The 18,326-nt window shown below is 53.8% G+C and carries 16 protein-coding genes; 7 read left to right on the forward strand and 9 right to left on the reverse strand.

What is annotated here, in order from left to right:
• Positions 1 to 45 precede the first annotated feature (45 nt).
• The 5 genes from PCAR_RS09570 to PCAR_RS09590 form a co-directional block, all read right to left on the reverse strand.
• Entirely contained in the window at positions 46 to 438 is a 393-nt protein-coding gene (locus PCAR_RS09570; protein WP_011341451.1) for a hypothetical protein, read from the reverse strand.
• Between the two features lie 149 nt (positions 439 to 587).
• Positions 588 to 1,514, reverse strand: a complete 927-nt coding sequence (gene cysK, locus PCAR_RS09575) for a cysteine synthase A (RefSeq protein ID WP_011341452.1) — start codon at positions 1,512 to 1,514, stop codon at positions 588 to 590.
• A gap of 76 nt (positions 1,515 to 1,590) precedes the next feature.
• Positions 1,591 to 2,880 (reverse strand): homocysteine synthase, encoded by a 1,290-nt coding sequence (locus tag PCAR_RS09580; protein ID WP_011341453.1) that lies wholly within the window; start codon positions 2,878 to 2,880, stop codon positions 1,591 to 1,593.
• A 321-nt stretch (positions 2,881 to 3,201) separates the two neighbouring features.
• On the reverse strand, positions 3,202 to 4,020 hold the full coding sequence (locus PCAR_RS09585) for a HesA/MoeB/ThiF family protein (protein ID WP_011341454.1): 819 nt from the start codon (positions 4,018 to 4,020) through the stop codon (positions 3,202 to 3,204).
• 2 nt (positions 4,021 to 4,022) lie between these two features.
• The gene (locus PCAR_RS09590) at positions 4,023 to 4,247 is read right to left on the reverse strand and encodes a MoaD/ThiS family protein (RefSeq protein WP_011341455.1); all 225 of its coding nucleotides are present in this window, start codon (positions 4,245 to 4,247) and stop codon (positions 4,023 to 4,025) included.
• A 490-nt stretch (positions 4,248 to 4,737) separates the two neighbouring features.
• Here PCAR_RS09590 and hydE point away from each other — a divergent pair, with 490 nt between their 5' ends.
• Positions 4,738 to 5,784, forward strand: a complete 1,047-nt coding sequence (gene hydE / locus PCAR_RS09595; protein ID WP_011341456.1) for a [FeFe] hydrogenase H-cluster radical SAM maturase HydE — start codon at positions 4,738 to 4,740, stop codon at positions 5,782 to 5,784.
• Positions 5,785 to 5,960: 176 nt separating this feature from the next.
• Here the strand turns inward: hydE and PCAR_RS09600 are convergent, their stop codons facing one another.
• From PCAR_RS09600 to PCAR_RS09615, 4 genes are all read right to left on the reverse strand, one after another.
• Complete coding sequence (locus tag PCAR_RS09600) at positions 5,961 to 7,835, reverse strand: sulfatase-like hydrolase/transferase (protein WP_011341457.1); 1,875 nt, start codon at positions 7,833 to 7,835, stop codon at positions 5,961 to 5,963.
• Between the two features lie 213 nt (positions 7,836 to 8,048).
• Entirely contained in the window at positions 8,049 to 9,707 is a 1,659-nt protein-coding gene (locus PCAR_RS09605; RefSeq protein WP_011341458.1) for a phosphoethanolamine transferase, read from the reverse strand.
• A gap of 98 nt (positions 9,708 to 9,805) precedes the next feature.
• Entirely contained in the window at positions 9,806 to 11,068 is a 1,263-nt protein-coding gene (locus PCAR_RS09610) for a sensor histidine kinase (RefSeq protein ID WP_011341459.1), read from the reverse strand.
• Positions 11,058 to 11,741 (reverse strand): response regulator transcription factor, encoded by a 684-nt coding sequence (locus tag PCAR_RS09615; RefSeq protein ID WP_011341460.1) that lies wholly within the window; start codon positions 11,739 to 11,741, stop codon positions 11,058 to 11,060. Before PCAR_RS09615 ends, PCAR_RS09610 begins: the two co-directional genes overlap by 11 nt.
• A gap of 344 nt (positions 11,742 to 12,085) precedes the next feature.
• Between PCAR_RS09615 and nadA the strand changes: the two genes are divergently transcribed.
• From nadA to metF, 6 genes are all read left to right on the forward strand, one after another.
• The gene (gene nadA, locus PCAR_RS09620) at positions 12,086 to 13,006 is read left to right on the forward strand and encodes a quinolinate synthase NadA (RefSeq protein ID WP_011341461.1); all 921 of its coding nucleotides are present in this window, start codon (positions 12,086 to 12,088) and stop codon (positions 13,004 to 13,006) included.
• Positions 13,007 to 13,059: 53 nt separating this feature from the next.
• Complete coding sequence (locus tag PCAR_RS09625; protein WP_011341462.1) at positions 13,060 to 13,320, forward strand: DUF3343 domain-containing protein; 261 nt, start codon at positions 13,060 to 13,062, stop codon at positions 13,318 to 13,320.
• Positions 13,321 to 13,329: 9 nt separating this feature from the next.
• On the forward strand, positions 13,330 to 14,487 hold the full coding sequence (locus PCAR_RS09630; protein ID WP_011341463.1) for a cysteine desulfurase: 1,158 nt from the start codon (positions 13,330 to 13,332) through the stop codon (positions 14,485 to 14,487).
• A 220-nt stretch (positions 14,488 to 14,707) separates the two neighbouring features.
• Positions 14,708 to 15,175 (forward strand): RrF2 family transcriptional regulator, encoded by a 468-nt coding sequence (locus PCAR_RS09635; RefSeq protein WP_011341464.1) that lies wholly within the window; start codon positions 14,708 to 14,710, stop codon positions 15,173 to 15,175.
• A 158-nt stretch (positions 15,176 to 15,333) separates the two neighbouring features.
• The gene (glgP, locus tag PCAR_RS09640; protein WP_011341465.1) at positions 15,334 to 17,046 is read left to right on the forward strand and encodes an alpha-glucan family phosphorylase; all 1,713 of its coding nucleotides are present in this window, start codon (positions 15,334 to 15,336) and stop codon (positions 17,044 to 17,046) included.
• Between the two features lie 255 nt (positions 17,047 to 17,301).
• Positions 17,302 to 18,207 carry a methylenetetrahydrofolate reductase [NAD(P)H] gene (metF, locus tag PCAR_RS09645; RefSeq protein ID WP_011341466.1) on the forward strand — a complete coding sequence of 302 codons (906 nt, stop codon included), beginning with the start codon at positions 17,302 to 17,304 and terminating at the stop codon, positions 18,205 to 18,207.
• The last annotated feature ends 119 nt before the right edge of the window (positions 18,208 to 18,326 follow it).

Below are 18,326 nucleotides of genomic sequence, written 5' to 3' on the forward strand. Positions count from 1 at the left end.
CATGGTTCGAATTCATTGAACCGGCGCCATCAGGTTTGGCTGGAATCAAATCAGAAAGGAGCAAATGCGGAGAAAGACAGAAGGGGTACCACCAGCGCCATAAGATAGCACCCGGGTAAAATATACCTCGTGAATTTCAGCAAACGTGTGCTTGGATGGGGTAATGCCGATGCCGGCATCCATGAGTTGGAGGGCATCTATTTGTATTTTCTGCCCGACAGCAGCCGGTTGCAGAGCGTCGGCAAGCAACTCTTTCGAGCAATGATGGGTCCATTTCGCAACACCCTCTACCCCCGAGCGTTCGTTTTCCACCCTCTGACAACAAGACGCCAGAGGTGCGTTACTCTTCATTTCGCAGGAATGCACTTTGGCACCGAAAACCCCGACCGGAAAAAACAGGGTCAAAAGCAAAAACGATGTAATAAAGCGCAGCAGCATGTCGCGAATCCTCAAAAAATCAGGTCTTAATCAAACCTGCAACCCACAAGAATTGCAGGTCTGCAATTAAATTAAACACTAGCTTTGCTAGTGTTTAATGTCAATCCTTATTTGACAGAAACAATAAACAATCACTTTTCCCTAGACATTCAATCACTGAACAACTCGGTAGACAGGTAGCGCTCTCCGGTATCGGGTAGGATCACGACAATCTGCTTGCCCTGATTTTCAGGCCGCTTGGCTATCTCCAAAGCTGCACAGAGGGCCGCTCCTGAAGATATACCTGCCAAAACGCCCTCTTCTCGAGCCAGACGGCGTGCTGTCTGCAGAGCCATTTCATTGCTTATTTTGATGACCTCATCGATAACGGCCTTATTCAGAACTTCAGGTACAAAACCAGCGCCAATACCCTGGATCTTATGCGGGCCGGGAGGGCCACCGGAAAGCACCGCCGAATCCTCAGGTTCGACACCCAGCACCTGAATGTCAGGTTTACGCTCCTTGAGAACTTCACCAACGCCGGTCAAGGTGCCCCCTGTGCCGATGCCGGCGACCAGAATATCGATTCTCCCGTCGGTATCGCTCCAGATTTCTTCGGCGGTGGTCCTGCGATGAATCTCCGGATTGGCCGGATTGCGAAACTGCTGTGGAACAAAAGCATGCTCTATCTTCGACGCGAGCTCCTCCGCCTTGTCAATCGCCCCCTGCATTCCCAACCCTTTAGGGGTAAGCACAACCTCAGCCCCGAAAGCAGCTACCAGGTTACGGCGCTCTACACTCATGCTTTCAGGCATAGTCAAAATCAGGCGATAATTCTTCACTGCAGCCAGCATAGCCAGGGCGATGCCGGTATTACCACTGGTCGGTTCGATGATGACCGAGTCACTTTGCAATATCCCTTTATCTTCAGCGTCAAGGATCATACTTAATGAGGTTCGATCCTTGACACTGCCTCCGGGGTTGAACGCTTCAAGTTTGGCCAGCACCTCAGCTCCGCCAGGCGGGTTAATCCGGTTCAACCGCAAAAGCGGCGTCCCGCCAATCAACTCGATAAGGCTGTCATGGATATTTGCCACGATATATTTCCTTTCCGGTAATATTGCCTTTACCCGCTCAAGACAAGACGATCATTATGGTTCCGATCCTGGCTCTTTAAATCTTATCCAACGCTTGTTCAAGGTCTGCAATAATGTCATCGACATGCTCCAGCCCTACCGACAAGCGAATAAAGTCCGGTGTAACCCCGGTAGCCAGCTGATCTTCCGGTGACAGTTGCTGATGGGTGGTCGAAGCCGGATGAATGACCAGAGACTTGGCGTCGCCGATATTGGCCAACAGAGAATGCAGCTGCAGATGATCGATAAATCGTTTACCCTCTGCCACGCCGCCATCCTTGATGCCAAATCCGATCAAGGCACCAAACAAGCCCCTGTGAAAATATTTGCGGGCCTGTTCATACGACGGGTGGGTGGACAATCCAGGATAGTTGACCCAGCCGACTTTCGGATGGTTCTGCAAAAATTCCGCAACCTTGGCGGCATTGGTGCTGTGGCGTTCCATGCGCAGATGCAGGGTCTCCGCTCCCTGCAGCAGCAGAAAAGCGTTGAAAGGACTCAGTGCCGGCCCGACATCCCGCAATAACTGCACCCGCACCTTGATGATATAGGCCAGATTGCCGAGGGCTTCGACCAGATTAATGCCGTGATAACTGGGATCGGGCTCGGCCAGTTGAGGAAACTTACCGTTGGTCCAGTCAAAATTCCCACCGTCGACGATAACGCCACCGAGAGAGGTTCCGTGTCCGCCGATGAATTTGGTTGCCGAATGAACCACAATATCCGCGCCATGGGCGATGGGATTCACCAGGTAAGGCGAAGCTACGGTATTGTCAATAACCAGCGGGACACCATGCTTGTGCGCAATGTCGGCCACCGCGGCAATATCGAGGGTATCAAGTTTGGGGTTACCCAGCGTTTCGGCAAATACCGCACGGGTTTTGTCGGTGATGGCCGCCTGGAAATTTTCCGGATCGGAGGGGTCGACGAATTTCACCCCGATGCCGAATTGAGGCAGCGTGTAACGAAACAGATTGTAGGTGCCGCCATACAGGCTTGTCGAAGCGACGATCTCATGCCCTGCATGAGCAAGGGTCAGCAACGCCAGGGTAATGGCCGATTGTCCTGACGCCACAGCCAGGGCTGCGACCCCGCCCTCGAGTGCAGCGACCCGCTGCTCCAGAACATCCGTGGTCGGATTCATCAGGCGGGTATAGATATTACCGAATTCCTCCAGCCCGAATAGCCGCGCCGCGTGATCGGCATCGTCGAAAACATAGGAAGTGGTCTGATAAATGGGCACCGCACGCGCCTTCGTGCTCGGGTCCGGTTTTTGGCCTGCGTGCAGGGCCAGGGTGTCTGCATGTCGCTTGATATCGTCACTCATGTCGTGTTTCCTTTCCTTGTTCGTACTCCAAAGTCATATGAATGCTGTTTATTCGGGAATCAACCCGCCCAAACCGTCAATTTCCGCCACATATCTTTCATCGGTCGATGCGCCAACACCGTTGTGGCGATCCATTTCGACCATGATGCTGTACCTGATGCACCTTGCTCAGGATTTTATTTTGAGTATTTCCATGGATCTTTCTTTACTACATATATGTATTTAAGTAAATGCCTTATTGACCTTTTTACTCAAGTTAATCGTGAAAAAATTGCCGGAAGTCTTTCACCTTGTGCATGGACTTCCGGCTCGCAGAAATCGTTAGAAAGGAACCTCCACCACCTCCATGTCGAGCAGGTTCAGATGCAATTTGCGATGACGCAGGGAATCCCCTTCGTCGATCAGGACCTTGCACGCTTCCGCCACCTGAAAACTGGCAGCGACTCCAGGAGTAAAGGAAGGATTGCCAAGTTCGGATTCCACCCCACTGCTGTCTTGAAAACGGCTATAAATCTTTTGCAAAGTCGTGTCACCGGGATACTGGGTAGCAACATGTCCGTACCACCCGGCGATGGCGCCATGCACCAGAGGGATCCCGGATTTACCGCAGATATTGGCCAGTGCAAGCCGAGCCGGAACATTATCCACCGCATCCACCACCACATCGGCACCTGCAACCAGCTCAGCCCCGTTCTCCGCACCGAAGGCCGCACGCACCGGAATCAGGTTTACCGCCGGATTGATATCCGTTATCCGGTTTGCGGCGACATCGACTTTGGCATGACCAAGCAGACGTGGAGAAGATAGCAATTGCCTGTTAAGGTTGTGTTCCTCAAAGGTATCGGGATCGATGGCGGTAATCTTGCCCACCCCGAGACGCGCCAACTGCTCGAGAACATAGCCGCCCAATCCGCCGCAACCGATAACCACGGCATGGCTTTGAAACAGCCGTAATTGCTGTCGGGTGCTGATCATATTGCGATTACGCTGATAACGTGCCGGAAGCAGTCCAAGCTCGAGAATCGCTTTCTCGACCTCCGCAATGGAGAGGCCATAGCGTTCCGAGGCAGCCACCTGGCTCGCCCAGCTTACCAGGTCGCCCTGCACCGAAGCCTTAAGAAAATGGATCAAATCCGCCATGATCAACCTCCTCCCACCAGGGGAAAGATGGACAGGCTGTCACCATCTTTCAACTCCTGATCACCTTCCACATGTCGTGCGTTGATAAGCACGGCCCCGAGCTGATCCTCAGGAAGATCCAATTCTTTGATGACCTGGGACACCATGGTTCCCGCTTCATATTCGCAAAGTTTTTCTTTAAATCGACCATTGCGAAATGTAGCAAATAGCTTGACACATACCTTCATATCCGTCTCCTCTCCCCATAATCATGGCCAACACCGACTTGCGAATTCCCCATCTATGCTGTCTTCTTTTTAAATATATTTACCCGACATTCCTTGTCAACTACTTTTTTCATACTGGCCAAATCGCAAAAAAAGTCTTAATCCCCTGTACTTACTTGATTTTTTATCACATCACCCATGCCATGTCCCATCCGTAACCCGCATTTTTCAAAAATTATTACGGAAATTATCCTATTTATCATTGATTTATTTTTTCATGTTTGCTAGATGTTTGTTTATATTTTTTGTCGGGTTTTGCGCATCCCAATTTCCGCGCAACATCGGATACTGTTCCAAGTATAGCAGCTGCCCCTCCAGGAATCCCGATGGCGCCCCAAAATTTTATAACGTTACATATGCAAAACGAAGGACAGGCCCGCCCATCAATACCGTTCATGCAGCCACTACGAGCAATGGCAAAACAGACGGGAAACCCCGGAAAGGAAACACCATGACGCGTGAGGAAATTCTATACTGGCTTAAAAACGAGGATGAACGATCCCTGACGGAACTCTGGGACAAAGCCAACGATGTACGGCACTCCCAGGTCGGCGATGCCGTCCATCTGCGTGGACTTCTTGAATTCTCGAACCACTGTTCGCGGGATTGTCACTACTGCGGTCTGCGTGCCGGCAACAGCAAACTGACGCGTTACCGGATGTCGGAAGAGGAAATCATGTGCTGCGTAGAAGAAGGCGTTGCATACGGTTACGGGACTCTTGTGCTCCAATCGGGAGAAGACTACGGCCTTGACGTCGATTGGATGACCAAGCTTATTCAACGCATCAAGAGAGAAACACCCCTGGCCGTCACCTTGAGCCTGGGAGAGCGTAGCGCAGAGGATCTGACCGCCTGGCGCGATGCCGGTGCGGATCGCTATCTGCTGCGCTTTGAAACATCGGATCCGGAACTGTATCGTCGCATCCACCCCGCCCTGCCCGGCCACAAGCCGAACCGGATAGAGCTGCTTCGAATCATTAAAAAAATCGGTTACGAAACCGGTAGCGGCGTCATGGTCGGGATTCCTGGCCAGACCTACGAAGACCTGGCCAAAGATATCGAAACGTTCCGGGAACTCGATCTTGACATGATCGGCGTGGGACCTTTTATTCCCCACCACGAAACGCTCTTGGGGAGCGACGCCAAAACACCGACCCTTCTTGCGGAAAATCAGGTACCCAACACCGAACTGATGACCTATAAGGTCATGGCCCTGGCACGGCTGATTCAGCCGCTGGCCAATATTCCGGCAACCTCGGCCCTGGCGACCCTCAACACCCCTACCGGGAGGGAACTCGGCCTGTCCCGCGGTGCCAACGTGGTGATGCCCAACCTGACGCCCAAAAAATACCGCGCCCTCTATGAGATTTATCCCGCCAAGGCCTGTATCGATGAAACCGCTGCCGATTGCCGTTCCTGTATGCATCGACGCATCCAGTCCATCGGCCGGCAGGTCGGCAAAGGGCGCGGCGACTCTCCAAGTTACCGCCGGGCCTGAAATATCAAAACCCCACCCTCTAAATAGCGAGAGCTTCACTACACCTGCTGAAAAATCCGTTCATTAAGGCAAAATCCCTCCGATCCGCAAAGGATCGGAGGGATTTTTTTTGTCAGCAAAACCGGTAATTCGGCAAGACCGGTGGACCATGTCCCTGTTTTTTGACTTACAGGCTGTTATTTGCGACGGAACCGGGAAAGATCCTGCATCAACCTCAACATGACATCCTGGTGAGTAGAGACAAACGCCCCCTCCTCCTCCACCGATGCGTCGTCCTTGCGGGTTACGCTGTTGCGTGCCAACCCCTCGGCCTTAAGCGGAAAACTCGCCTTGTACTGCGATCCGACGTAACAGATCCTGCTCCAGTCGGCAATAACGGAGAACTCCCGCTGTTTTGTGCCTAAAAGATCGTATCCAAGGGAGTAGTCTTCGGCTGGATTTTTCACCCCGAGCAGCGGAAGAATCGTGGCAACGATATCCAGGTGACTTGTCATCCGATCCGTTTTGCTCGCACCCGTGCCGGGAATCCAGAGGACCAGAGGAACCCTTGTCTGCTCCTCGGTGAATTTGGAGTTGTGTCCCCAAAACCCTTTTTCCATGAATTCCTCACCATGGTCTCCGGTGATAATCACGATCGTGTCTTCAAGCAGGCGCTCTTGCTCCAGGAGAGCCAGCAGGCGCCCGAGTTGGGTATCGAGGTGATTGCAGGAATTGATGTACCGATTCCTGATCAGCTCGATATCCTTATCCACGGACATGGTCGCGTAGTTGAAATCCTCAAGATAAGGTTTGCGTATCGCACATTCTTCGGGAAAATAGTAGCGCGCGTGGGGAGATTCAAAAAACATGAACGTCATAAAGGGACGGTTCCTGTCCCTGTTTTTCACAAACTCGATGATCTGATCGACATTCTCCCTGTCACGCTGCCAGCCGGGCTTGTCGCCGACTTCGTGCATAAAGCGATCGGGAACCCCGGCAAAAATCGTCTTGTCGAACTCCGGATAGCTGAATTTAGCGCTGGTGTGCAGGTCGAGCTGATACCCCTGCTGCTGCAGCACGTCCATGATCACCGGTGAGCGCCGCGCTTCAAGAAAGGGGAACCAATAGGGGCCGTAAATACCATAGAAGGCGGAAAAAAGCCCCATGCGGGTGCCGTTGCCGCCGCTGTAATGCTGGTTGAAACGGTGGGCCTGGTGAGCGAAATTCCAGGTTGCAGGCATAATCTCAGGATCGAGCATGTCGGCCCGTAACGACTCGGCCATCAGCCAGACAATGTTGAGAGGACGCGCGGGCTTCTGCACATCAATGGGCCTGAGGGGATAAGAAGGCTGCAAAGCATCGAGATCCATCTTCAATTTGGATTGGCGCTTAACCTTGTATCCCAGTTTTTTTGCCAGAGAGCGAAAAGTCGTCGGCTGATAAAAGGGGAAGGTGCTCGCCGCCGCCAGTACCGGCGTATGGGCCTGCAGATGGCTGACGCCGTAGATGCCCCGCTCCCCAAGCGCGAGCAAAAGGAGAAAGGCGGCGATAAAGCGGTAGATTTTCCTCGGTTTCGCAGAGCGGCGATTGCTCCGGAGCTTTATCGTCAGCCACAGAAGGAAAGCCTGCACGGCAAAGAATCCGGCGATGATGAGGCCAAAAGTCAAGTTCGAGGAGTTATTCCCGCCCAGGGACTCAATGCCGCCGGGAGTCTTGACCAGATTCCAGACAAAGCCGTTGAGATGAAAATGGTAGAGGCGGAAGATAAAGAAATCCGCATAGAGGAAGACGGCCGTAAGTCCGGTGGTCAGAACCGCAACCGCCTGCGCCGCTTTCCAGCCCAACGAAGATTTCCCTCCCAGGCAAAACAGGCCATGGCACAACCTGGTAATCAGGAAAGCAGGCAAAAGGTATACGGCACAGTAACTCAGGTATGTACCGACGGCGAAAAGAAAGGTACGCGTATTGACGAAATCGACTTTGAAAAGATAACCGGAAGCCAGCGTCAAAACGACAAGATAGGAAAACAGGAAATAGTGGTTTAGAAACCGCGAACGCTCGGTATAGGTCATAGAAAAAATCTACCTTCCTGAAAGCCTAGAGCTTCCACCCTCGGTTGCCGGACGGAAAACTGCAGGAGATATGTTTTTAAAAGATCAGAGTCAAGGCCTGACGGTAACCTGACTGAAATCCCCGCCACAGCGGTCCCTATATGTACCACCGATTCTTGTTACAAGTAAACATTAGATACAGGATGGTGATTACTGACGGGATGACATGTGTTTTCATCCGGCCCTTCCTCTGTCGAACGGTCGCCCGGGGGGACGGCAAGCGGAGAAGATATCCAGGTCTTGACGATAGATTGCGCTATCGATATCGAACAACCCGAAAATACTGTGGAATATCACGTCATGGCTATAGGATGTTTTACTATGGGCTTTAAGAGCATCGATATCCAGGGATTTCCGGCTAATGAAATTTTCCGAGGCCCAGAACATCATGGGTATCTGCTTCTGCTCAGCGGGGGCCAACGCGTAGGGCAGTCCATGCAGATATACCCCTCCCTCTCCCAGCGATTCGCCGTGATCGGAGACATAAAGCATCGCCGTAGGAAAACTCTTAGATCGCAGTAGATCGATAAGTTTTGCCAAAACATGATCGGTATAAACGATCGTATTGTCGTAGGCGTTGACGATCGTTTGCTGCGGGCACTCTTGGATATTATCCAGGCTACATTCGGGAAAAAAGACCTTAAAGGCAGCCGGAGTACGCCTGTAATACGAGGGACCGTGACTTCCTTTCATGTGCAGCACGATCAACATGTCCCCCGCGGTTTCCGCAAGCCGCCGGTCAAGATCGTGCAGCAGGATTTCATCGAAGCAGTTACCGCCCTCGCACAACTCGGCGTCGGACTGCCGGGACAGATCCTCGTAGGCGATGCGATCGGCGACTCCTTTACTTCCCGAATTGTTGTCCCGCCATATGACCGTGACCCCGACCCGCTGGAGGATGTCGAGCAGGTTTTCCTGACGGGCAGCTTTGTCCCGGCTGTATGCCTCCCGCTCAAGCGAGGAAAATATGCAGGGCAGAGATTCGGCGGTGGAGGTACCGCATGCCTGGACCTGGGAAAAATTAACGACATCCCGGTCGGCAAGCTCCGGGTTGGTGTCGCGTTGGTAGCCGTTGAAAGAAAATTCCCGGGCCCGGGCAGTTTCACCAAGCGCCAGAACCACGACCGTCTTGGATCCGTTTCGGCTTTTGACCGCATCGGGCGCCACCACGCGCAATGGTCCTTCGTCCCGGGAGAAATATTTTTTTTGAATGACTTTTTGCAGGGAATATAACGAATAGGAAGGATTCAGGCACATCCGAAGGTCCCGGTTCTGGCGACCGAAAAGGACGAACTGCTTATAATGCGTCATGCCAAGACCCAGAACAATGACCAGACTGCCGAGGATCACCCCGCATCGGGTCAGCAATTCTCTTTTACAGGAGCGGGTTCGGATGCGCGTCAGGACAACCAGAACGGCCGGGATGACACCAAACCACAGCAGATGGTTGAACAGTGACCAGGTCACAAGTTCGAAGGCTTCGTTGACGTCGGTCTCAAAGACATTATGAATCATCGATTTGTCGATAACCACGCCAAAGGTGTCGGAGAAATAGCTGATGGCAGCCGTGGTCAGTAGCAGAATCACCAGGAAGGGTTTGAAGACCGGACGGAAAGCGAAGAGAGAAATCAGGATGTTGAGTAGAAGCACCAGAACCAGTCCCACGGAGGCCACGAAGGCCCAGTGGCTCCAGGTATCCAGTCCCAGTCTGGAGGTGAACGAGCGCCAGAAGAGGCGGTTATCCATCGCGACAATGAACAGGGCGACGGATAGCGCAACGAAGGTTGCGCTGAACGAGGGGCGATGAAGTTTAACCGAGCGAAAAATTTGCATGCCTGCAACTCCACAAATAGTTGAGATGCAGGCATCTTAGAGATTCGGATGTCTTCGAAAGGTGAAGAAAAGATCAAAAAAACGTCAAAAGACGCAAATCATGCGAGATTTACCCTGAAACAGCACCCTTGCGGCTGGTTTTGCTCAAGGACGACCGACCAATGTTCTCTCTCGCAGATCCGCTGTACCAGCGACAATCCCAGCCCGAGACCTTCACGGTGAGATGCCGTGCCGCGGTAATAGGGTTTGAAAACCTTGGTCATTTCATCTATGGCAATACCCGATCCCGTATCCCGAAGCTCAAAGCTGTCGGCTTTCAAAACCAGAACGATTTCGCCTCCAGCGGTGTGGTGGACGGCATTGCGGATCAGGTTATCGATAACCGTACGCAGCAAAACGGCCGGGTATTCGATCCCCTTTGGCGCCGGGATTTCCACTTCCTGCCGGAGAAGGAATCGGTTTCTCTTCTGTTCCGCCAACTGTTGCCACGTTGGCAGTTCCGATTGCACGATTGCCTCCAGCGTAGCCGTTTCCGAGGGAGTGTCTTCGCCGCGGGCAAGGGCTAAAAACGCCTCGACCAATGACTCCATCTTCATCACGGCCCGGCGGATCGATTCGATTCTCTGGCGGGTGTAGTCATCCAGATCCCTTTTGGCGACCAGGATCTCGCAGGCACTCTGGATGACCATGAGGGGCGTGCGCAATTCATGACTGACATCACTGGTGAAAAGAACTTCCCGGCGCAGGGTCTGCTGCAGCCTGGTGAAGGTTGCATCGAAGGCTTTTGCCAGGGCCCCGACCTCGTCGTTGGCATACTCCGATGCAAGGGAAAGCGGCTGTTCCTTAAAAGTCTCCCGACCGGCCACCTGACGCGTCAGTTTTCGTACCGGAGCGATGACCTGCTTGACCATAAACACACCGAGTACAAAAGAAATCAGGACACAGAAGACGAACCCACCCAGGACCGCTCTTTGCAGGAGGATTTCCGCCTTTTCGAAAGAAGTCTGGTCTTTGACCAGAAAGTATGAAGTTTTGCCCTCGACGAGGTGATAAACGTAATAAGCGCGATGACGGTCGCCCAGAACAACTTCCGTGTAGCCCGTCGGAATGGAACGCAGATAGTCGGGCAGCGTCGGCCCCGCCGGAAAAAATGCCGACCCTTCATCCAGCCGCAAGTCCAGGCCATTCCGGTAATCTGCGAATACCCGGGCAAAATCCTTCTGCAATTCGCTTGCGACGAGACTTTTTTCGACATAGTGAATCGTGGCCGTCAGGCCGATAGCGAACAGGCCGCTCACGATGGTGGTTAGCAGGACGACGGAAAGGATGATGCGCTGCGACAGTTTCGACTTAAATTGCATGGTCTTCTGCTTTAAGGCAATAGCCTATGCCGTGAATCGTATGGATCAGCGGCGTGGCAAAGGGCTTGTCGATGGTCTGGCGCAGTAAATGAATATGACTTCGCAGGCTATCGCTATCGGGAACATCGTCACCCCACAAGATGTCCTGGAGCGTCTCGCGCCGGACCACATTGGGGCTGCATTTCATCAGTTTTTCGAGCAGTTTCAGGCCGATAGGATTAAGCCTGAGGCTCTTGCCCTGCCGGGTGATCTCCAAGGTATCCAGGTCGAAAACCAGATCGGCGACCTGCAATCGGTTGCTCTGAACAGGCTGGCTGCGGCGCAGCACCGCTTCCACCCGAGCATGCAGTTCCGGCAAAGAAAAAGGCTTGACCAGATAGTCGTCCGACCCGGCTTTGAAGCCGGCTAATTTGTCCTCAAGCTTGTCCCGCGCCGTCAAAAAGATCACCGGAGTCTGCACCCCCGCCTCCTTGCGAAGTTTCCGACAGAGTGTCAAACCGTCCATGCCGGGAAGCATGATATCGAGGATGATCAGGTCGAATTCGAGCGTGACCGCTAAATGCAGACCGCCGAGCCCGTTTTGGGCGCAATCCACCGTAAAACCGTGCAGATGAAGATAATCTGCGATGTTCTGAAGGATGTCCTCCTGATCTTCTACAATTAAGATTCGCATGGTGTTTCGCTACTCCAAAAGCAAATATCCGTACCTTGTCGGAGGCATATTAACATTCTTCAGTCTGCAGGGTGAAATGTTTAATGTGAAGAAACCCGCAGTCCCGGGAATCACGACATCGTGACAGCCCGAAAATCCTGCCTCCGGTCAGTCCGGGTAAGCGCAAGACGCTAAAACGTCAGGCACACCCTGTTCCCGGAGCTGTTTATCGGACACGCCGATATTCCTTCCCGACGACCGTGTCGTCCCTGCCGGCTTTATACTTGACTTATTTGCTTGTTTTATGGATTATTATTACCGTAGCGTTTCACTCAAGCCACTCTTTTCGGAGGACGAAGGTATTGATGTCACAGGAAAAACTCAAAAAGGAAATCCGCCGTCTGGCTCAGGAACGTAATGCCTTGATCCTGGCGCACAACTATCAGCGCGACGAAATCCAGGAAATCGCCGACATTACCGGTGATTCGCTGGCCCTGTCCATGGAGGCAGCGCAAACCGACAAAGATATGATCGTCTTTTGCGGGGTCCATTTCATGGCGGAAAGCGCAGCCATTCTGGCACCGAATAAAAAGGTCCTGCTGCCGCGCCTGGATGCCGGGTGTCCCATGGCCGACATGGTTACCGCTGAAGGGCTGCGCGATTTCAAACGTCGACACCCCAAGGCAACGGTCGTCACCTACGTCAACAGCACCGCCGCCACCAAGGCTGAAACGGATATATGTTGCACCAGTGCCAATGCCTTGCGGGTGGTACGGTCTTTGCCGACCGACGAAATCATCTTTGCACCGGACCGCAACCTGGGCCGCTATGTCGCTTCCCACTGCCCGGAAAAGACTTTCCATTTCTGGGAGGGGTTCTGCCCGACCCATGACAATCTCCGCGCCGACGCGGTGTTGAAGGCCAAGGCGGAGCACCCCGACGCACCCTTCGTCGCGCACCCCGAATGCCTGCCCGAGATCCTCGAACTGGCCGACCATATCTGTTCGACCAGCGGCATGTACGAATATGTGGCTACACATCCGAGCAAAAAGTTTATCATCGGTACGGAAATGGGCATCCTCTACCGTATGCGCAAGGAAAATCCGGACAAGGAATTCATCCTGGCCAACCCCGAGGTGCTGATCTGTCCCAACATGAAGCTGATCAACCTGGAAGACCTGCTGGAAGCCTTGCAGACCCTGGCCCCCGTTGTCACCGTGCCGGAAGATATTCGTCAACGCGCCAAGCTTTCGCTGGATCGCATGCTGGCCGTACCGAGGGACTGAAATCCGGAATCCCGGATTTCAGTCGAGACGGAACCGCATTACGGAGTCGAACCATGTTATCTGCCGTATCCGAAACGGATCTGCTGGCCTTGTTTGAAACGGGGCACGAAGTACTCAAGGCGGAAAAAGTCCTGAAACAGGCCGATATCCAACTGCGTCTGCTGCCGGCACCGGCAGGCCTGGCAACGGGATGTACCCTGGCTATCCGCTTTGAGGCTGTGCAGCGTCAAGCCGTTGAGAAAGCCCTTGAGGCGGAAGAGCTGCGCCCCAAAGCTATCTACCGCAGGGAGCAGGACCGTTGGCAGGTTGCCTGAGTTTGCCCTATGTCGATCTATCTCGATAACGCCGCAACATCCTTCCCCAAACCCGCATCGGTCTATCAGGCGGTCGATGATGCCCTGCGACATCGAGGCGGCAGTCCGGGGCGCGGCAGTCATCACATGGCCCTGGAGGCAGGACGGCTGTTGATGGCATGCCGCGACACGGCGGCAGGGTTTTTCGGCATTCGCGACACCTCCCGTGTGGTTTTTACCGGCAATGCCACCGAAGCCTTGAACCTGGCCCTGTTCGGCCTGCTTAATCCCGGCGACCGGGTTGTCACCTCGACCATGGAACACAATGCCGTACTGTGCCCCCTCCAGGCTCTGCAGACGCGCGGCCTGAAAGTCGTCAAAGTTCCACCGGGAGCCGACGGCCGCCTGCATCCGGACTCGGTGCGCGAAGCGGTCATGGTCGATGCAAAAGCCACCCGCCTGGTGGTCCTCACCCACGCTTCCAATGTCACCGGGGCTATCCAACCCATAGAAGAGATCGGCCCGTGGTGCCGCAGCCTGGGCATCCCGCTGCTGGTCGATGCGGCGCAGACAGCCGGATACATCCCTGTCGACGTCGAAGACATGGGCATCGACCTGCTGGCGGTGCCGGGACACAAACACCTCATGGGGCCACCCGGTTGCGGTTTTCTGTATGTCCGTGAGGGGCTGCAGCTTACCCCCCTGCTGTATGGCGGCAGCGGTTCGGATTCGGGCTCGCCGCTACCGCCGGAGCACATGCCCGAACGCCTGGAAAGCGGCACCGCCAACCTTCCGGCCCTGGCCGGACTGAAAGCCGGAATCGACTTTTTGGAAAAGACTGGTTTTGTAAATCTGCGCCGTCATAAAAAAGAACTCATGGCGCACCTCGCAGATGGACTGAGCGCCCTGCCCGGCATTCGCCGTTACGGGCCCACCGATATCTCCCTGCTGGCAGGTGCCCTGTCCTTCAACCTCTCGGGTCTGGATCCTGCGGAAATCGCTTTCTGGCTCGACAACGAACACGCCATCTGCGTGCGTGCCGGACTGCACTGCGCCCCCGACACCCATCGCAGCCTGAATACTTTCCCCCGCGGCACAGTAAGGGTCAGCCCCGGCTATTTTTCCCGACATGAGGATATCCAGGCTCTGATTCATGCTCTGGAAACCCTCTCAAACCATGGCAAATAAGGTACTTTTCCCTATCCTACGCCATCGGTACGGGCCATTTGTTGACAAAACTTGCGGGAAATCTTTTATTGTGGTAATTCTGACGCATGCTTAACGGAAAAACGTCGCATCTTTTTTACCCAATAAAGTTGGTAATTTCCCCGCGTACTTTTATTGAGATAAAAGCAGCTCATCTTTCTAAAAATACACCATAAAAAACCGCTATTTTGTGAGGAAACCTGTGAGACTATCGACCAAAAGCCGTTATGGACTGAGGGCCTTATTTGATATTGCCTACAACGCAGGGAACCAGCCCGCACAGATCAAAGACATCTCCCGTCGTCAGGATATCTCTCCCCGTTATCTGGAGCAGATCTTTCAGAGTTTCAAAAAAGCCGGCATTCTCAAGAGTAAAAAAGGGCCTCAAGGCGGATATTTTCTGACCCGCAAGCCCGACCAGATAACCGTTCGCCAGATCGTCGAAGCTGCCGAAGGCGATACTCTGCTGGTGGCCTGTGCCTGCGAAACCCCGAAAGGCAAAGGATGCTGCACCATGAATGGACAGTGCGTGACGCAAACCGTATGGTTTGAAGCCACCGAGCATCTCAATACATTTTTGGACAGCCTGACTTTGCAAACCCTGTGCGAACGCGGTCAGGATATGGGGGTCAAACGCGAAAGCGACCATCGCTTCATGTATTACATATAACAGCCGGTGCAGCCTGGTGCGACCTTGTTTCGAAGCTGCCGGAAAACGGGGATACTCCATCCTGCGTTTCATCAGTTGACCTGGGAGAGATTTCGATTAATCTAGTACTCAATTAGAACCGGCATAATCGACCGAAACATATCCTTAAGGCCTTTTTTATGAGTGACTGGAAAAAATTTCTCCCGGAACAACGCATCGCCTATTTCTCCATGGAAATAGGCCTTACCTCCGAGATCCCTACCTACAGCGGGGGGCTCGGTGTGCTTGCTGGCGACACCATTAAAAGCGCGGCGGACTTAAAAATACCCCTTGTAGCGGTCACCCTACTGAGCCGCAAGGGGTATTTTTCTCAATCCATCGACGATCAGGGCCGGCAGCAGGAAAGTCCCAACCAGTGGCATCCGGAAAATCTGCTCGAGTGCCTTCCCATAAAAACGCTGATCACCATCGAAGAACGCGATGTCAAGATACAAGCCTGGCTTTATCGGGTGACCAGCCCGTCGCGCGGGCAGGTTCCGGTTCTGTTTCTCGACACTGACATCCCCGGCAACGCCGCTGAAGACCGGCGGATAACGGATCATCTCTACGGCGGCGATCAGGCCTATCGCTTCAAACAGGAAATCGTTCTCGGCATCGGGGGCGCCCGCATCCTTAACCAGCTCGGCTTCAACATCCGCAAATATCACATGAACGAGGGCCACGCCAGCCTGCTGACCCTGGAGCTGCTTACCCATGGTCGCCGCCCCCTCGAAGAAACCTGGGATGAACGAAACTCCTGGAACACTCAGGAGGTCACGAACAAGTGCGTCTTCACTACACACACCCCGGTACGGGCCGGCCACGACCAGTTTCCCTACGATCTGGTCGAGCGCATCCTGGATCACGAAATCCCCCTTGATTTGCTCAAGGATCTTGGAGGACAGGAGCACCTGAATATGACTCTGCTGGCCATGAATCTCAGCCAGTATGTCAACGGCGTGGCCAAAAAACACGGGGAAGTTTCCCAGGCCATGTTCCCCGGCTTTCATATTCATGCCATCACCAACGGCATCCATCCCTTCACCTGGACCTCGCCCTACTTTGTCAACCTTTACAACCGCTATCTGCCCAGCTGGGCAACCGAACCGGAGCTTCTGGTACGGGTCGACAGTATCCCCGACGACGAAATCTGGGATACCCACTGCGGTGCGAAGGCTTATCTTTTTCAATATATTGCCGAGACCTGCGGTGTCGAACTCGATCCGGACATTCTGACTATCGGGTTTGCCAGACGTGTCGCGACCTATAAGCGCGGAGATCTGATATTCAGCGACATGGACCGCCTGCTGAGCCTGGGAGAAGGAAAACTGCAAATGGTTTTCGGCGGCAAAGCCCACCCCCATGACGAACCGGGCAAGGAACTCATCCACCGCATGATGCAGAACATCCGTCAGTACGGGGATCGTATCCGCATGGTCTACCTGCCTAATTACAACATGGATGTGGCTTCGCGCCTGATACCGGGCGTCGACTTGTGGCTCAATACGCCCATGCGCCCGCTGGAAGCTTCCGGAACCAGCGGCATGAAGGCAGCGATCAACGGTGTGCCCAACTTCAGCGTACTGGACGGTTGGTGGATCGAAGGTCATATCGAAGGCGTCACCGGATGGTCCATCGGCCCTGCACCCAACGGAAACTCCATTTCCCAGAACCATATGGACGAGGATGTCGAAGACCTTTATGCCAAGCTGGAAAATACCATCATACCGCTGTACTACCAGGACCGTTCCGGCTGGATACGCATCATGAAAAACGCCATCGGTAAAAATGCGTACTATTTCAACACCCATGTCATGATGCGCCGTTACGTCACCGAAGCGTACTGCCATTAATGCAGCTACTTGCGCCTTTAAAAACAGACAATCAGCGGTTGACCTTGATTACCGTCAAAAGATAATATGGGTCTTCATGCGTAACGGTTCAAATCCGAACCGGAACCGCAGACGATATACATTTATCCCCGCATTGCAATTTACAGGGCCAGGTATGCGGATGGTAATAAGGGCGATAGCTGCCTAACCGGGTATCGACCTGCGGTGCCCCATCCTCAGACCTGAGTCAACATCATTCCCGGACCCATATTTTCTATGCATATTCAAGATATTTTCGACCGCTACGAAACGACCTTTTCTTTCGAATTCTTCCCCCCGAAAACCGACAAAGCGGCTGAGCGTCTCTACGAAACCATTCGCCAGCTTGAATCGCTGCATCCGCATTTCACCTCGGTTACCTACGGAGCCGGCGGTTCGACCCGTGAACGCACCCATGATCTGGTCATGCGTATTCACGAAAGCAGCTCCCTCGACCCTATCCCGCACCTGACCTGTGTCTCCAGCCCCGAGCAGGAGATTCATCAGATTCTGAAGCGCTACGCCGAAGCCGGTATCAGCAATATCCTGGCACTGGCCGGCGATCCACCGCCCGACATGCCGCATTACGACCGCTCGCAGGACGCTTTTCCCCACGCTGCCGATCTGGTACGCTTTATCCGCAAATTCAACGACGAGGGGCTGCATCCCGACAAGCGCGGTTTCGGCATCGGTGTGGCCGGTTTTCCCGAGGGACATCCGACCACCCCCAATCGCCTGCTGGAGATGGATTACCTTAAAGCCAAGGTCGACGAAGGGGCCGACTATATCTGCACCCAGCTGTTTTTCGACAACCGCGACTTCTACGATTTTCGCGAACGCTGCGAACTGGCCGGTATCAGCATCCCTATCATCGCCGGCATCATGCCCATCGCCTCAGTTGAAGGCATGAAACGCATGGCGGAGCTGGCAGCCGGGGCACGCTTTCCCGCCCCGTTGCTGCGCGCTGTGGACCGCTGCCAAGACGATCCCGAATCGGTACGCCGCATCGGCATCCACTGGGCCACGGAACAATGCCGCGATCTGCTCGACAACGAGGTACGCGGCATCCACTTCTACACCCTCAACAATTCCGACGCCACCCGCCAGATCTTTCAATGTCTTGGGCTGCAGAACCATAAATAGCCCGCGCTATTCATAAAAGAAGGCGGTAGAAAAGATGGGACTTTTCTACCGCCTTTTTATATTCTGTGCTCATCCATACCGCCTCATCATCCCACTCTGAGGCCTCGGCCCCTGCCCCA

Origin of the sequence: Syntrophotalea carbinolica DSM 2380 (genome assembly GCF_000012885.1) — a bacterium.
Lineage (GTDB): Bacteria > Desulfobacterota > Desulfuromonadia > Desulfuromonadales > Syntrophotaleaceae > Syntrophotalea > Syntrophotalea carbinolica.

Excerpts from the sequence above, each read along its gene's own strand:
- PCAR_RS09580 (WP_011341453.1), bottom strand. The coding sequence starts at position 2,880 with ATGAGTGACGATATCAAGCGACATGCAGACACCCTGGCCCTGCACGCA.
- nadA (WP_011341461.1), top strand. The coding sequence starts at position 12,086 with ATGTCACAGGAAAAACTCAAAAAGGAAATCCGCCGTCTGGCTCAGGAA.
- PCAR_RS09605 (WP_011341458.1), bottom strand. The coding sequence starts at position 9,707 with ATGCAAATTTTTCGCTCGGTTAAACTTCATCGCCCCTCGTTCAGCGCA.
- PCAR_RS09585 (WP_011341454.1), bottom strand. The coding sequence starts at position 4,020 with ATGGCGGATTTGATCCATTTTCTTAAGGCTTCGGTGCAGGGCGACCTG.
- PCAR_RS09625 (WP_011341462.1), top strand. The coding sequence starts at position 13,060 with ATGTTATCTGCCGTATCCGAAACGGATCTGCTGGCCTTGTTTGAAACG.
- PCAR_RS09570 (WP_011341451.1), bottom strand. The coding sequence starts at position 438 with ATGCTGCTGCGCTTTATTACATCGTTTTTGCTTTTGACCCTGTTTTTT.
- PCAR_RS09590 (WP_011341455.1), bottom strand. The coding sequence starts at position 4,247 with ATGAAGGTATGTGTCAAGCTATTTGCTACATTTCGCAATGGTCGATTT.
- hydE (WP_011341456.1), top strand. The coding sequence starts at position 4,738 with ATGACGCGTGAGGAAATTCTATACTGGCTTAAAAACGAGGATGAACGA.
- PCAR_RS09600 (WP_011341457.1), bottom strand. The coding sequence starts at position 7,835 with ATGACCTATACCGAGCGTTCGCGGTTTCTAAACCACTATTTCCTGTTT.
- PCAR_RS09610 (WP_011341459.1), bottom strand. The coding sequence starts at position 11,068 with ATGCAATTTAAGTCGAAACTGTCGCAGCGCATCATCCTTTCCGTCGTC.
- PCAR_RS09615 (WP_011341460.1), bottom strand. The coding sequence starts at position 11,741 with ATGCGAATCTTAATTGTAGAAGATCAGGAGGACATCCTTCAGAACATC.
- PCAR_RS09630 (WP_011341463.1), top strand. The coding sequence starts at position 13,330 with ATGTCGATCTATCTCGATAACGCCGCAACATCCTTCCCCAAACCCGCA.
- metF (WP_011341466.1), top strand. The coding sequence starts at position 17,302 with ATGCATATTCAAGATATTTTCGACCGCTACGAAACGACCTTTTCTTTC.
- glgP (WP_011341465.1), top strand. The coding sequence starts at position 15,334 with ATGAGTGACTGGAAAAAATTTCTCCCGGAACAACGCATCGCCTATTTC.